This is a genomic window from uncultured Sphingomonas sp. (assembly GCF_937859915.1).
Lineage (GTDB): Bacteria > Pseudomonadota > Alphaproteobacteria > Sphingomonadales > Sphingomonadaceae > Solisphingomonas.
The window spans coordinates 1-14,523 of the sequence record NZ_CALMAW010000008.1 but is presented as its reverse complement, the minus strand read 5'-3'; the positions used below and the strand labels follow the sequence as shown (position 1 = coordinate 14,523).

Genomic DNA, 14,523 nt, shown 5'->3' with positions numbered 1-14,523 from the left:
GGCGTGGCCTCGGCGACCGGCTCCGCCGCGACGGGCGTCGCTTCGGCGATGACGATCGGTGCGTCGGCCGCGATCTCCGCAGCGGTCCGTGCGCGAGGACGACGACGCCCCCTCGGCTTGGGTGCCGCGTCGGCCTCGGGCGCCGCGTCCGGCACGGCGTCCGCGACCGGTGCGGCCTCGACCAGTTCGGCACGGCCCGCGACTTCGGAGACGCTCTCGTCAGCGGCGACGTCGGTCGCGGCAGGGCCGACATCGCCGGCATCGACGATCAGCGCCTCGCCGCCCTCGCGGCGACGACCACCGCGGCGACCGCGACGGCGACGGCGCGTACCCTCGGCCAGCGCCTCGGCTTCGCTCTGCTCGGCAGCACCGTCGACTGGCAACTCTTCGGACAGCTCGCCTTCGACCTCGGCCGACGGCTCGTCGCCCTCGAACTCGCCCGACGCGTCGCCACCCTCGGGCGCGCCCTCTTCACGACGACCGCCGCGACGGCGACGGCGACGGCGACGACGGCCGCCTTCACCACCGTCTTCGCTACGCTCAGCCCGTTCGGGACGCTCCGCACGCTCGGCCTTGACCGGACGCTCGGCGGACTGGTCCTCGTCGGACACCTCTTCGATCGCCTCCTCCTCGTCCTCGATCTCGTCGATCAGATCGTCGTCGGGATCGGGCTCGGGCATCGGCGGCAGCTTGGGCGCGTGCATCGGCGGCGGGCCGGAGATGTCGACCGTCATCCGGGCACCCTCGTCGTGATGATCGGGGATCACCTCGATCTCGACGCCGTAGCGATCCTCGATCTCGCTGATCTCGGCGCGCTTGCGGTTGAGCACGTAGATCGTCGCCTCGCGCGAGGTGCGCAGCGTGAGCAGCGTGCCCCGACCGCGGGCGGCGGCCTCCTCGAGCAGGCGGAGCGCCGACAGGCCCGCCGACGAGGCGGTGCGGACGAAGCCGGTGCCCTCGCAATGCGGGCAGATCCGGGTCGACGCCTCGAGCACGCCGGTGCGCAGGCGCTGGCGGCTCATCTCCATCAGCCCGAAGGACGAGATACGGCCGACCTGGATGCGGGCGCGATCATTCTTGAGCGCCTCCTTCATCGCCTTCTCGACCTTCCGGACGTTGGACCCATTGTCCATGTCGATGAAGTCGATGACGACGAGGCCGGCCATGTCGCGCAGGCGGAGCTGGCGGGCGATCTCGTGCGCGGCCTCGAGGTTGGTCGCGGTCGCGGTCTGCTCGATATTATGCTCGCGCGTCGAACGGCCCGAGTTGATGTCGATCGAGACCAGCGCCTCGGTCGGGTTGATCACCAGATAGCCGCCCGACTTGAGCTGGACGACGGGCTGGTACATCGCACTTAGCTGGTCCTCGACGCCGAAGCGCTGGAACAGCGGAACGGCATCGATATAGGGCCGGATCTTCTTGGCGTGGCCCGGCATCAGCAGCTTCATATATTCGCGCGATATATGGTAGCCGTCAGGCCCCTCGACCAGCACCTCGTCGATCTCGCGCGAATAGATGTCGCGGATCGCGCGCTTGATGAGGTTCGAATCCTCGTAGATCAAAGCGGGCGCCTCGGAGGTCAGCGTGCCCTCGCGGATCCCGTCCCACAGCCGTGCCAGATAATCGAAGTCGCGCTTGATCTCCTGGCGGGTGCGCTGGAGACCGGCGGTGCGCACGATGCAGCCCATCGTCTTGGGCAGCTTCATCTCGGACATGATCGACTTCAGCCGCTTGCGATCGGCGACGTTGCTGATCTTGCGGCTGATCCCGCCGCCATGCGAGGTGTTGGGCATCAGCACGCAGTAGCGGCCGGCGAGCGACAAATAGGTGGTCAGCGCCGCGCCCTTGTTGCCACGCTCCTCCTTGACGACCTGCACCAGCAGCACCTGACGGCGGCGGATGACGTCCTGGATCTTGTAGCGGCGGCGCAGATTCTGGCGACGGCGGCGGAGCGCCTCGACCTGGTCGCCATCGCCGCCACGGCCGGCGGACTTGGACGCGACCGGCTTGGGATGATCGCCGTCGGCATGGTCGTCATCGTCGTGCGGATGATCCTCGGCGGCGTCGAGCAGCTCGGGGCCGCCATCGGTGTCGAGCCGCTCGATCGAGGCCTCGTCGATGTCGTGCGCGGAGGCTTCGTAGCCGTCGTCATGATGATCATCATGCTCGTCGTCATGATGATCGTCGTCGTCATCGTCGTCGGACAGCGCGAGCGCCTCCTCGGCCTCTTCGCGCAGCAGCGCCTCGCGATCCTCCTTGGGGATCTGGTAGTAATCTGGATGAATTTCGGAAAAGGCGAGGAAACCGTGGCGATTGCCGCCAAATTCGATGAACGCCGCCTGCAGCGACGGCTCGACGCGCGTCACCTTGGCGAGATAGATATTACCCTTGAGCTGCTTGCGTTCGGCGGATTCGAAATCGAACTCTTCGATACGGTTACCTTGTGCGACCGCGACCCGGGTCTCTTCCGGGTGGCGCGCGTCGATCAGCATGCGCGTTGTCATTATATGGTCTCCGGGCGCGCCGGCCGCTGCATGCAAACAGCGGGTGCGCCGATAAGCTAAATTGTGTGAAGGACGACGGCCCGACCGGCGCCAAGCGCCTGGGGGCCAACGTGAGAGAAGCGATGATAAACATGCGCGTCGCTGTCGCATGCCGGGCCGGATCGGCCGGGCGCCCCACCCGCGCGCCGACATCCTTGCGGATGCTCTCGGCGCGGGACGGGATATGCAACATGGCGACGGTCAACCTAAGCCGCCGGCCGCCAGGAACGGCGCCGGCCTGAGGGCGCGGGGCGATCTTCCTGCAGGCAGGAGGGTCTTGTGCGCGACACCCGTCGCCGGTGCTAGCATCCGCTCGCCGATACGGCAAGCGAGCGGAAGGTGGGAAGAAAAGCAGTGCGTACGGTCCAGCCTTCGCTCGCGGGGCGGGATTGGCGGTGCTTGCCGCGGCGTCCGATCCGGCTACTCTCGTGCCTATGACCAAAGCTCTCCTCGCCTGCGCCCTGCCGCTGCTGCTTGCCGCTGCGTCCGCCCCCTCGCCTTATGCCGCGCGGATCGCGCGGGTGCTGAAGGCGACGCCGCTGATCGACGGGCACAACGACTGGGCGGAGTCGCTGCGCGAACGCGAGGGCGAGGGCCGCTGGACCATCGACCTCCGCACCGGGCTGGGCGGCCGGCCGGTGCCGTACAACACCGACATCGCCCGGCTGCGACAGGGCAAGGTCGGCGGCCAATTCTGGTCGGTCTATGTCGCCGCGGACCTGCCGCCATTGGAGCAGGTGAAAGAGACGATCGAGCAGATCGACCTGATCCACGACATCGTTGCGCGTTATCCGGAGACCTTCGCGCTGGCGCGCACCGCCGACGACGTCCGCCGCATCCACAAATCCGGGCGCATCGCCGCGATGATCGGGGTCGAGGGCGGCAACCAGATCGCCGACAGTCTGTCGGTGCTGCGCGCCTATCATGATCTGGGCGCGGGCTATCTGACGCTCACCCATTCCAAGACGATCGATTGGGCCGATTCGGCGACCGACGACCCGAAGCACAACGGGCTCACCCCGTTCGGCGAGGCGGTTGTACACGAACTCAACCGGCTCGGCATGCTGGTGGACCTGTCCCACGTCAGCGACGCGACGATCCGCAGCGCGCTGCGCGTCAGCAAGGCGCCGGTGATCTTCTCGCATTCGAGCGCGCGCGCGCTCGACGATCATCCGCGCGACGTCTCGGACGCGGTGCTCCGGCTGGTCGCCGCCAATGGCGGCATCGTCATGGTCACCTTCGCGCCCTCCTATCTGACCGAAGCGCATCGTCATTGGGGTGCCGAGGAAGCGGCCGAGAAAGTCCGTCTCAACGCGCCGCCCTTCGGCGGCCTCTATATCGGCCAGCCCGACAAGGCCGCCGCCGCGATGGCCGCATGGCATCGCGACAATCCCGAACCGCACGTCACGCTGTCCGACGTCGCCGACCATATCGAGCACGTCGCCAAGATCGCCGGGGTCGACCATGTCGGGATCGGCTCCGACTTCGACGGCGTCGACAATTCGCTGCCCGACGGTCTGAGCGACGTGTCGACCTACCCTGCCCTGCTGGCCGAACTGATGCGGCGCGGCTGGAGCGACGCCGACATCGCCAAGCTCGCCGGCGGCAACATCTTGCGCGTGATGGCCCGTGCCGAAGCCGTTGCCGCCGCGAAGCACGGCGAACTGCCGGCGACCGCGACCGAGGCTGCGATCGATACGCCGGCGAAACTTTGAGGACACAGTCGCAAAAAGTCGGTTTCGTCACGAAACCTAATTGAGGTTAGTGGGTTTGCCTCCTTGCTTGTAGCGCCGATCGACCGCGCCGCAGCGTAGATCGGGGATCGGCAGAATGGCGAAGGCGGCGGGTTCGGCGGACGGCAAGGCAGGCGGGGGCGCGTCGCGGACGCTGGCCTGGCTGGTAATCGGTCTGTTCTTCTTCTGGGGCGGTGCAACCAGCCTCAACGACGTGCTCATCCCCAAGCTCAAGGGGCTGTATTCGCTGAGCTACGCCGAGGTGATGCTCACGCAGTTCGCCTTCTTCACCGCCTATTTCATCGTCTCTATCCCCGCCGGCGCGCTGATCTCGCGGATCGGCTATCTGCGCGGCATCGTCGTCGGGCTCGGCGTCGCCGCGCTGGGTTGCCTCGCCTTCTGGCCGGCGGCGGCGTCGGGCGCCTATTGGACCTTCCTTGTCGCGCTGTTCATCCTGGCAGGCGGCATCACCATCCTTCAGGTCGCGGCCAATCCGTTCATCTCGCTGCTCGGCGACGAACGCAGCGCGTCGAGCCGGCTTACCTTCGCGCAGGCGTTCAACTCGCTCGGCACGACGGTCTGGCCGTTCATCGGGTCGGGCCTGATCCTCGCCGGCGCCGCCAAGACCGATCCCGCGACGCTGTCCGGCGGCGCCTTGCCGCAGTTCCGCGTCAGCGAAAGCGCAACCATCGCGCATGTCTATGTCGGCATCGCGATCGTCCTGGTGCTGATAGCGCTGGTGTTCTGGCTGCGCCGCAACGCGGTGAGGAACGAGCGTCCCGCCGCGATCGGCTTCCTCGACAGCTTCGAACTGCTGCGCAATCCGCGCGTCGCTTTCGCCGTGGTCGCGATCTTCGTCTATGTCGGCGGCGAGGTGTCGGTCGGATCGATGCTGGTCAATTATCTTCAGCTGCCGACCACCACCGGCTTCGACGCCGAGACCGCGGGCAAGCATTTGTCCTATTTCTGGGGCGGCGCGATGGTCGGCCGCTTCGTCGGCACCGCATTGCTCAAGCGGTTCGAGCCGGGCCATCTGCTCGCGCTGTTCGCCGCGATCGCGGCACTGCTCGTGCTGGGATCGATGGCAATCAGCGGCCCGATCTCGGGCTGGCTGCTGATCTCGGTCGGGCTGTTCAACTCGATCATGTTCCCGACGATCTTCTCGCTCGGGCTCAAGGGCCTCGGCGCGCGGACCAGCGAGGGATCGGGGCTTTTGTGCATGGCAGTCGTCGGCGGCGCGATCCTGCCGCTCGCCACCGGCAAGCTCGCCGACCTGACCACGATCGCCACCGCGCTGATCATTCCGATCATCTGCTACGCCGTGATCGCGGCGTTCGGGCTGCTCCATCCAGCCAACGAAAAGGCGGCCTGATCCGATGCGCCCGTTCCTGCGCGCCGCGGCGCTGACCGCGGTTCTGCTCCCTGCGCCCCTGCTCGCGCAGACGACCAGCAACCAGACCAACGCCACGCCCGCGACCAAGGCGGCCGACAGCCAGAGCCAGCAACAGGCCAAATCGCCTTCTACCTTGACCGGCGAATGGGGCGGATTGCGGACCAAGCTGCGCGATGACGGCATCGATCTGACCGCCGGCTATACCAGCGAGTTCGCGACCAATATTTCGGGCGGCACCCGCAAGGATGCGACCGAGACCGGGCAATTCTCGTTCGGCGCGACGGTCGACACCGACAAGCTGCTCGGGCTCAAGGGCGGCACGCTGCAGACCACGATCACCTTCCGTCGCGGCCATGACCTCGATCTGCGCGCGGGCCTGGGCACGCTGCAGCAGGTGCAGGAGGTCTATGGCCGCGGACAGACCTGGCGGCTCACCGAATTCTGGTATCAGCAGCAGTTCGCCGGCGGTGTCGATCTCAAGCTCGGTCGCCTGGTGCAGGGCGGCGACTTCAACAGCTTCTCGTGCAACTTCGAGAATCTCAGCTTCTGCGGCGCGCAAGCCGGCAATCTCTTCGGCGACTATTGGTATAATTACCCGGTCGCGCAATGGGGCGCCCGGCTGCGGCTCAAGCGGCGCGACTGGTATGTGATGGTCGGCGCCTACGAGAACAACCCGAACAATCTGCTCAACAACTTCACCCTCAGCCACCGCGGCGCGACCAGCGTCCTCGTCCCCGTCGAGGCGGGCTGGACGCCGCATCTCGGGCCGCACCACCTCCCCGGCAGCTACCGGATCGGCGGCTGGTACAACAGTTCGAACGGCGACGACGTGCTGCTCGACGTCAACCACCATCCGATCGCGATCACGGGCGCCGAACCGTTGGTCCATTCGGGCCGCTATGGCGGCTATATCCTGCTTCAGCAGCAGCTCACCGGCACCTATGTCGATGACCCCAAGACCGGTCCCAAGACCACTCACGGCCTCAGCGTCTTCCTCAACTTCACCCAAGGCGACCGGGCGACGTCGACGACCGACAACCAGCTTGCCGCCGGCCTGTTCTTCACCGGGCCGATCCCGGGCCGCAAGGACGACGATCTTGGCTTCGCGGTGGCGCGCACCGATCTCAACAGCCGTGTGGCAGAGGCCGATCTGCTGGCCGCCCCGGGCAGCGCCCGGCCACGCGCCGAATATGAGTCCGAACTCTATTACAGCGTGCATCTGCGGCCGTGGCTGATCGTCCGGCCCAACGTCCAGTACGTCATCGATCCGGGCGGCTATGCCAATGTCACCGACGTCGTCGTGTTCGGCATCAAGAGCGCGGTAACCTTCTAGCCGGACTAGGCCCGCTCTTCCTTCGCCGCGTGCAGCATCACCAGCCGCGCGAGCAGGGTCGCCGGGAAGAGCTGACCGATCACCGCCTCGAGGCTGGCGAGGCTGCGCACCAGCGGGTGCACTGCAAGGATCTCGCCGGTGCCCTCGGTGGTCAGCGAGCCGAGGCTGAAATAGAGCAGGCCGCTCAATTGCGCGCGCGGGCCCGACGGGATGCGGGCAAAGGCGGTATCGGTGACCAGCATCGCCAGCCTGAACAGCCCCGCGAAGATCAGCGCGACGTAGAGATAGAGGATCACCGCGCCGAGGATGCGGTGAACCGTCACGCGGCCCGGGCCGAAGGCGGCGATGCCGACGATCGTTGCCACCGTCGTGTCGAAGCCGATCGTGACGATCGTCTTGATCGCGGCGATGACGTTGGCGGTCTGGCCCAGCCGCCAATGCAGCGAGGCCAGCAAGGTCGCGACGAACGCCAGCGCCACCGCGCTGCGCACCGCGGGGTGGCGCGCGATGACCAGCATCGTGGTGGCCGCCAGCCCGAAGCGTAGCATCTCGACCAGTTCGAACGACGCGCCGCCGGTCGCGGCGAGCGGAGCCACGACGAAGATCACCGCCATCTGGATCGCCAGCACGATGCTGAATCCGATGTCGCTGTCTTCCGACCATTTGACAATGCGCATCATCATTTCGGTCCCGTCGTCAGTGCGCCTTCAGACCGAATGACCGCGAACGGATGAACGACATGACAACAAGAAAATCGGACATCGCGGATTTGGCGATGGGCTTAAAATGTTAAGACCCCGCAGGAAGCTCGGAAAAATATGGCCTAAGTGCGGGAACTTTTCGGAGTCCGCTGTGCACCCTGGCTGCTCACTTCGTCTCTACAGCGATGCGGGATGCGGATTGGAGAAGACGTGAAATACGCTTTGCCGAAATTAGCCTTAATCGTCGGCGCTCTGGCGGCCGCCGTAAGCACCGGCGAGGCAAGCTTGCCGCTTCGGCATCTTCCACTCGATAGCAAGTCGATTACCAACCCGAGTGAATTGTCGATACTTTCATACAATGTTGAAGGCCTGCCCTGGCCAATTGCAAGCGGCCGGGATGCCGCTGCAAGCATGATCGCCAGTCGCCTCGGCGACATGCGCGTGGCGGGCACGCAGCCCCACATCGTGGCGATCCAGGAGGCGTTCGGTCAGGCAGGCAAGCGGATTGGCAGCGAGGCGGGCTATCGCTACGTCGCCTATGGCCCAAGCGATAACGACACGGGCGCTGCGCCGGTCGCGCCACAGGATCGCGCCTTCACCGCCGCCGCCAGCCCGCTGATCGGCGAGACGCTCGGCAAATTTGCCGATAGCGGTCTCGCGATCTTCTCCGACTATCCGATCCGTTGGATTAAGCGGATGGCATTCCCCGCTTACGCGTGCGCCGGTCTCGACTGCCTCGCCAACAAAGGCGTGCTGGTCGTGGCACTCGACGTGCCGGGTGCGACCCGACCCATGATCGTCGTCGACACGCATCTCAATTCACGCAGCGCGTCCTTCGCCTCGAACGCGCGCAGCCTCTACGCCTATGGTCGCCAGGTCGATGCGCTCAGCCAGTTCGTGGCCGGGCTCCCCGCGCAGGGCGACATGCTGCTCGCGGGCGACTTCAATGTCGGCAATGCGCCCAGGCGCTCGGCGATGCTCGACCGAGGCCTGCTCGATCGGGACGGCTTGGCGCTGACCGTCGTCGAGCATGACTGCGGGCACGACTGCCGCCATATCGATGACGGCGGCAGCGCCGCCGAAACCGCGCTGCTCCGCGGCAAGAGCCTGCTCGCCTTCTCGGCGCGAGGTTCGCTCACGCCGCTGGGCACCGCGATCGGCTTCGGCCGCCTGCCCGACGGCAAGATGCTGTCCGACCATATCGGCATCGAGCGCCGCTTCCATATCGGCGCCTGAGGTCGCGGGCTTCCAAGCCGCCGCATCCTGAGGCACAGCCCGCTCATGGCACTGCGCAAGGACATCTGGCGGCCCGCGATCGTCAGCGCCCCGATCGGTGAGATCGTCGCGCGGGGCTCGATCGCGGGGCTTCCGCTGACGTGGCTGCCGCCGATGGGCAGCTTCCGCTTTCTTGCCGATCCGTTCGGCTGGTGGCGCGACGGCACGCTCCATGTCTTCGTCGAGACCTACGACTACCGCGTCCGCGTCGGCGCGATCGAGGTGCTGACCTACGCTGCCGACCACACGATGCTCGATCGGCAATGGGCGCTGCGCGAGCCCTGGCACCTCTCCTACCCGATCGTCTGGGAGGGCGAGGGCGAGACCTGGATGCTGCCCGAGGCGCACCGCTCGGGCGGTCTGACCCTGTACCGCGCGGTCGACTTCCCGACGCGGTGGGAGGCTGCGTGCCGGATCGACCTCGACCATGTCGCGGTCGATGCGACGCCGCTGTGGCATGACGGGCTGTGGTGGCTGTTCTACACCTCCGCCTCGACCGAACCCGACAAGACGGCGGCGCTGCACATCGCCTTCGCCGAGCGACTGACCGGCCCGTGGCGCCCGCATCCCGGCAACGCGGTACATCGCGACCAGGCGAGCGCCCGTCCGGGCGGCACCGCGCAGCTGATCGATGGGCGCGTGATGCTGCCGGTGCAGGACTGTTCGCGCACCTATGGCGGCGCGATCCGCCCGCTCTGGTTCGACCGGCTCGACACCGCCCGCGTCGACGTTCGCCCCGGCGCGGCAATCGGTGGCGGCGATACCTTGTCGCCCTACAGCGAAGGGTTGCACACGCTCGCCGCCGCCGGCGACGTCACGCTGATCGACGCAAAGCGCACCATATTGTCGCTGCACGGCCTCTCGATCGAGGCGGTGCGCGAGATCAGGAAGCTGTGGCGCTGAGTTTCAAATCGCCGCGCGCCGCGATCAGCCGCCGGAACAGCTGCGTATAGTCGCGGGCGACGCGACCGATGCGGTGATGGTCGCCCAGCGCCGACAGCCGTGCCGGATCGGGCGGCGGCGAGTCGAGCAGCGTGGCGATCGCCTCGGCAAGCGCGGGCGCATCGTCGATCGGCACGTCGAGTCCGGCGCCGGTGCCGCGCAGCAGGTCGTCGACCGCCGGCGTGCAGCGCGTCGCGATCACCGCCCGACCGGCCGCGAGTGCCTCGACGACGACCGCGCCATAGCCCTCGAACCGCGACGGCATGACAAACAGCCGCGCGCGATCGAGCCAGGGGCGCACGTCGCTGGCATAGCCCGGCATAGACACCTGCCCGCCAAGCCCGAGCCGCATGGAGAGCCGGGTCAGGCGCGCACGATCGGGACCCTCGCCGATGATGACGAGCGTGGCGCCCTTGGCGCGCCCGCTCCGCACCAGGTCGGCGAACGCCGTGATCAGCGTGTCGAACCCCTTTTCGCGGACGAGGCGGCCGGCGGCGATGATGGTTCGGCCGGTCGGCGGCTCGACATAATGCGGCACGGCACCGTCATCGAGCGCAGGAAGCGCGATCGGCAGGCTCGCCGCGCGGCCGAGAATGGCGTCGGCCTGCTGCGCGGCCTCGTCGCTCAGCGTGACCAGCACGTCCGCTGCGGTCAGCAGTCGGCGCATCCGCCGGTCGTAGACGATCTGGCGCAACCGCCCGCGCTGCGGCTTGCGCAATGCCGCGCTGACCTGCACCGCAACGACCGGGCGGACAGCCGGCGCCATGCCCGCAAGCGCTGACGCGACCGGCCAATGATAATTGCCGGGGACGAAGCAGGCCTCGACCGGATGCCGGGTGAAATAGGCCGCCGCCGCCGCACCCAGTCGCCGCGTCGACCCGCGCGCGCGCCGGATCGGCTCCGGTGGAGAGACCAGTCTGACGCGCGGATCGAGTAGCTCGAGCAGCGGCCCGTCGCACGATCCGGCGAACAGCGTGACCTCGGCACCGTCCTGCGCCCAGCGCCCGGCGAGGCGGATCGCGATGCGCTCGGTGCCGCCAAGCGCGAAATCGTGGAGGACCACGCCGATCGAGAGGGTAGGCGCGCCGCTTTCCGCAAGCCGCAGCGTCGGCGCAGGCCCCGACCGGACGAGCGACAGCATCGAAGGACGCGGATCGGGCTCGGGAGCGGTCATCATGTCGAGATGACGGACTCGGACCCATCGATGCACAGCCGGTCCGATTATTTTCTTCGCATCCGATGCGGGACTCGCTTATGCAGCGCGCTCCGCGCGCATCGAGGGCCCCGATGCGCGACGGGGAACGAGACCGTAGCCGATGGGCGATCATGATGGCGAAGGGCCGTCCGAACGGGCAACCGACGGGGGTCTGAAGGCCTATTTCCTGCAAGAGCGGCCGATGCTGCTGCGGCTGCTGACGGCGCGTCTGCACAGCGCCGAAGAGGCCGAAGATGTGCTCCAGGAGGTCTGGCTCCGTCTATCCGACATGACCAGCGCCCCGATCGCCCAACCCGGCGGCTATCTCTTCCGGATCGCGAACAATATTGCGACCGATCGCCGTCGGTCCGCGCTGTCGCGCCGGCAGCGCGAGCAGGACTGGATGGACGTCCACGGCGACGCCGGTGCCACGCCCGGTGCCGAAACGCGGCTGCTTGCGGCCGAACGCTTGCGGCAGGTCGACACGACGATCGCGAGCCTCCCCGATCGGACCGCACGGATCTTCCGGCTCTATCGTTATGAGGCGATGCCGCGACGGTCGATCGCCGAACTGATCGGGATCAGCGTCAGCGCCGTCGAAAAGCATCTGCAGGCCGCCTACCGCCTGCTCCACGGGCTGTCGATGCAGGACGACATCGGTACCGCCAAAGGTCAGGGGCGATGAACATGGCCACCGACACCGTGCTGCGCGAGGCGATCGACTGGCATCTCGCGCTTGCCGAGGGCGACAGCGAGCGCTGGCATGATTTCGTCGACTGGCTTGAGGCGGACGAAGCCCACGCCGCTGCCTACGACCGCGTCGTGCTCGACGACGCGCTGCTCGGCGAGCGCAAGGCCGAACGTCCGCCGACGCCGATCACGCTCCAGCGGCCGATAGCGCCCGACCGGCCGCGCCGCAGGCGCGCGCCACTCTGGGGTGCGGCGATCGCGGCGACGATCGTCGGCGGCGTGACCGTTTCTACGCTGATCCGCCCCGCGGCGGGCGATCCCTATAGCATCGAGGCCCCCGCCGGGCAGAGCCGCACCGTTGTGCTCGACGACGGCACCCGTATCCAGCTGAACGGCGGCGCGCGCCTGTCGCTTGATCATACCGCGCCGCGCGTCGCGATGCTCGATCGCGGTGAGGCGCTGTTCTCCGTCCATTACAATGCCGCCACTCCCTTCCGCGTCGAGGCCGGCGGCCAGACGATCGAGGACGTCGGCACGGTCTTCGATCTCGTTGCGCATGATCGCGGCCTGCGCGTGGCGGTCGCCGAAGGCTCAGTGGCCTTCCATGCCGGCGACGCCAACGCCAGCGGCGATCGCATCGTGCTCAAGCCCGGCATGGCGCTGCGCAGCGACCGCGCTGGCGAGGCCGTGCTCAGCCGCGTCGACCCGGCCGCGGTCGGCGGCTGGCACCGTGGCCATCTCGATTTCGACAATGCCCGCCTCGCCGATGTCGCCGAGGAACTGGGCTGGTCGACGGGCGCGACGATCCGGGTCGAGCCCGCGCTTGCGGAGCGCCGTTTCTCGGGTGTGTTGCGCAGCGATCGCGGCGCGGACGACGCGGTGCGATCGCTTGCGGCGCTGAGCGGCACGCGGCCGGTCCGTACGGCATCCGGTTGGACACTCGACGGCGGTGGTGCAGGCTAGATCGCTCCTCATTGCCGTCGCCGTCGTGTCGCAGATCGCGCAGCCCGCGCGAAGTGCCGAGCGGCGCGCCTTCGCGGTGCCGCCGGGGCCGCTCGGTCCTGTGTTGCGCGCCGTCGCGGACCGGGCCGGGATCGCGCTTGGCTATGATGATGCACTGGTCCGGATGCGGACGAGCCCCGGGGTCGCGGGTTACCTCACCGCCGCCGCAGCGCTTGCCCGCGCGCTTCATGGCAGCGATCTGCGCGCAACCGAGGCTGGGCCGGGTCGATTTCTGATCGCGCCGTCACGGCACCTGAGGCCCTTCGCGCCTGCCGTCACCTTGCCCGCCGGCCCATCCGCCCCCGCCCCCGCCCCGGCCATCGTCGTGACCGGCAGCAAGCGCGGCGTCACGCAGGCCCGCTTCCCGGGCGTCGCGCAGATCGTCGTGATGGGCAGCGGCGTCGCCAGCGACACACCGCGCGACAGCGCCGACCTCGCCGACCGCACCCCGGTGCTGCAATCGACCGCCTTCGGCACCGGTCGCGACAAATTGTTCATCCGCGGAATCGCCGACAGCAGCTTCGCGGGCCCCACGCAGGCGACCGTCGGCAATTATTTCGGCGATTCGCGGCTGACCTACAGCGGCGCCGATCCCGCGCTGCGGCTCGTCGACATGCAGCAGATCGAGATCCTCGAAGGACCGCAGGGCACGCTGTACGGTGCCGGGGCGATCGGCGGGATCATCCGTCTCGTCCCCACCGCGCCCGATGCGACGAAGACGGGCGGCTTCGTCGCGGCTGACGTGGCGGGCACGCAGGGTGGCCACGCCAGCGACGAGCTGTCCGCCACGGTCAACCTGCCCGTCGTGCACGGCGTCGCGGCGCTCCGGCTGGTCGGCTACCAGGCGCATGACGGCGGCTATATCGACGACCCGCTGCTCGGGCGCCGCTCGATCAACGACAGCAATGTCGACGGCGGGCGCGCCGCACTGCGCGTCGCGCCGGACGGCGACTGGTCGTTCGATCTCATCGGCATCGGCCAGTCGATCCGGACGGCAAATCCGCAATATGCGTTGCGCGGCGCCGGCAATCTCGTCGAACAGGCGATGCTGGCACAGCCCTATCGCGACTGGATCGCGCTCGGCTCGGCGACCGTCCGCCGGACCCGCGAGGCGGGCCTCAACCTGCTGGCGACGATCGGCGGCGTGCGGCGCGACACCCAGCTTCGCTACGACAACACCCACGCCGGCGGTCCGCCGACCGCCTATGACGAACGGACCGCTTCGGCGCTGGTCGATGGCGAGATCCGCATCTGGCAGACGATGCCGTCGGGGAGCGGCTGGCTGGTCGGGGTCTCGGCGGACGAGAACCGCGTTGCATCGCGTCGTCAGCTCGGGCCGCCCACGCTGCAACGCCCGATCTCGGGTGTCGACAACCGAGCGCTCGACCTAGCCGCGTTCGGCGAGGGCACGCTGGCCCTGTCGCCTACCTTCGCGATCACCGCGGGTGGACGCGTCACGCACGCGCGGATCGACGGCGAGCCGCTTGCCGCCCGCCCGCAATCCCCCTTCGTGCGCGGCATCGCGCACACGCGCTTCGACCCGACGCTCGGCATGTCTTATAAAATGACGTCCAAGCTGACCTGGTACGCCCGCTATGCGCAGGGATTCCGGGGCGGTGGTCTCGCGGTGGCAGCGGGGGCGGGCCGTACCGCGACCTACGAACCCGACACCATCCTGGTCGCCGAAACCGGCATCCGCGCCGACGGCCTGTTCGG

General features: G+C 68.1%; 11 protein-coding genes. 8 read left to right on the top strand and 3 right to left on the bottom strand.

Annotation, left to right across the window (positions count from 1 at the left end):
- Positions 1 to 2,492, bottom strand: a 2,492-nt coding sequence (locus tag Q0326_RS01235; protein ID WP_298686234.1) for an Rne/Rng family ribonuclease, incomplete at its 3' end; no start/stop codon positions are given.
- Positions 2,493 to 2,977: 485 nt separating this feature from the next.
- On the opposite strand from Q0326_RS01235, the gene Q0326_RS01230 reads away from it, so the two are divergent.
- The 3 genes from Q0326_RS01230 to Q0326_RS01220 all read left to right on the top strand — a co-directional run bounded on the left by Q0326_RS01230 (position 2,978) and on the right by Q0326_RS01220 (position 7,002).
- A complete protein-coding gene (locus Q0326_RS01230) occupies positions 2,978 to 4,258 on the top strand; it encodes a dipeptidase (protein ID WP_298686233.1) in 1,281 nt (426 codons plus the stop codon).
- Between the two features lie 115 nt (positions 4,259 to 4,373).
- Positions 4,374 to 5,648 carry a sugar MFS transporter gene (locus Q0326_RS01225; protein ID WP_298686232.1) on the top strand — a complete coding sequence of 425 codons (1,275 nt, stop codon included), beginning with the start codon at positions 4,374 to 4,376 and terminating at the stop codon, positions 5,646 to 5,648.
- Positions 5,649 to 5,652: 4 nt separating this feature from the next.
- Positions 5,653 to 7,002 carry a carbohydrate porin gene (locus Q0326_RS01220; RefSeq protein ID WP_298686231.1) on the top strand — a complete coding sequence of 450 codons (1,350 nt, stop codon included), beginning with the start codon at positions 5,653 to 5,655 and terminating at the stop codon, positions 7,000 to 7,002.
- A 5-nt stretch (positions 7,003 to 7,007) separates the two neighbouring features.
- On the opposite strand, the gene Q0326_RS01215 is transcribed toward Q0326_RS01220, so the two are convergent.
- Positions 7,008 to 7,682 (bottom strand): hypothetical protein, encoded by a 675-nt coding sequence (locus Q0326_RS01215; protein ID WP_298686230.1) that lies wholly within the window; start codon positions 7,680 to 7,682, stop codon positions 7,008 to 7,010.
- 213 nt (positions 7,683 to 7,895) lie between these two features.
- Here Q0326_RS01215 and Q0326_RS01210 point away from each other — a divergent pair, with 213 nt between their 5' ends.
- Both Q0326_RS01210 and Q0326_RS01205 read left to right on the top strand, forming a co-directional pair.
- Positions 7,896 to 8,939, top strand: coding sequence for an endonuclease/exonuclease/phosphatase family protein (locus Q0326_RS01210; RefSeq protein ID WP_298686229.1), 1,044 nt, complete (start codon positions 7,896 to 7,898; stop codon positions 8,937 to 8,939).
- Positions 8,940 to 8,984: 45 nt separating this feature from the next.
- Positions 8,985 to 9,881 (top strand): formyl transferase, encoded by an 897-nt coding sequence (locus Q0326_RS01205; protein WP_298686228.1) that lies wholly within the window; start codon positions 8,985 to 8,987, stop codon positions 9,879 to 9,881.
- Here Q0326_RS01205 and Q0326_RS01200 read toward each other — a convergent pair.
- A complete protein-coding gene (locus Q0326_RS01200; RefSeq protein WP_298686227.1) occupies positions 9,862 to 11,097 on the bottom strand; it encodes a glycosyltransferase in 1,236 nt (411 codons plus the stop codon). The genes Q0326_RS01205 and Q0326_RS01200 overlap by 20 nt on opposite strands.
- 139 nt (positions 11,098 to 11,236) lie before the next feature.
- Here Q0326_RS01200 and Q0326_RS01195 point away from each other — a divergent pair, with 139 nt between their 5' ends.
- The 3 genes from Q0326_RS01195 to Q0326_RS01185 form a co-directional block, all read left to right on the top strand.
- Positions 11,237 to 11,800 carry a sigma-70 family RNA polymerase sigma factor gene (locus tag Q0326_RS01195; protein WP_298686226.1) on the top strand — a complete coding sequence of 188 codons (564 nt, stop codon included), beginning with the start codon at positions 11,237 to 11,239 and terminating at the stop codon, positions 11,798 to 11,800.
- A 2-nt stretch (positions 11,801 to 11,802) separates the two neighbouring features.
- Positions 11,803 to 12,768: a FecR domain-containing protein gene (locus tag Q0326_RS01190; protein ID WP_298686225.1), complete on the top strand. Its 966-nt coding sequence runs from the start codon at positions 11,803 to 11,805 to the stop codon at positions 12,766 to 12,768.
- On the top strand, positions 12,758 to 14,523 hold a 1,766-nt coding region (locus tag Q0326_RS01185), incomplete at its 3' end, for a TonB-dependent receptor (RefSeq protein WP_298686224.1). The genes Q0326_RS01190 and Q0326_RS01185, both read left to right, overlap by 11 nt.

What these genes read in the sequence shown, in the direction of transcription:
- Q0326_RS01220 (WP_298686231.1), top strand. Translation starts at nt 5,653, where the DNA reads ATGCGCCCGTTCCTGCGCGCCGCGGCGCTGACCGCGGTTCTGCTCCCT.
- Q0326_RS01200 (WP_298686227.1), bottom strand. Translation starts at nt 11,097, where the DNA reads ATGATGACCGCTCCCGAGCCCGATCCGCGTCCTTCGATGCTGTCGCTC.
- Q0326_RS01205 (WP_298686228.1), top strand. Translation starts at nt 8,985, where the DNA reads ATGGCACTGCGCAAGGACATCTGGCGGCCCGCGATCGTCAGCGCCCCG.
- Q0326_RS01225 (WP_298686232.1), top strand. Translation starts at nt 4,374, where the DNA reads ATGGCGAAGGCGGCGGGTTCGGCGGACGGCAAGGCAGGCGGGGGCGCG.
- Q0326_RS01230 (WP_298686233.1), top strand. Translation starts at nt 2,978, where the DNA reads ATGACCAAAGCTCTCCTCGCCTGCGCCCTGCCGCTGCTGCTTGCCGCT.
- Q0326_RS01195 (WP_298686226.1), top strand. Translation starts at nt 11,237, where the DNA reads ATGGGCGATCATGATGGCGAAGGGCCGTCCGAACGGGCAACCGACGGG.
- Q0326_RS01215 (WP_298686230.1), bottom strand. Translation starts at nt 7,682, where the DNA reads ATGATGCGCATTGTCAAATGGTCGGAAGACAGCGACATCGGATTCAGC.
- Q0326_RS01210 (WP_298686229.1), top strand. Translation starts at nt 7,896, where the DNA reads ATGCGGATTGGAGAAGACGTGAAATACGCTTTGCCGAAATTAGCCTTA.
- Q0326_RS01190 (WP_298686225.1), top strand. Translation starts at nt 11,803, where the DNA reads ATGGCCACCGACACCGTGCTGCGCGAGGCGATCGACTGGCATCTCGCG.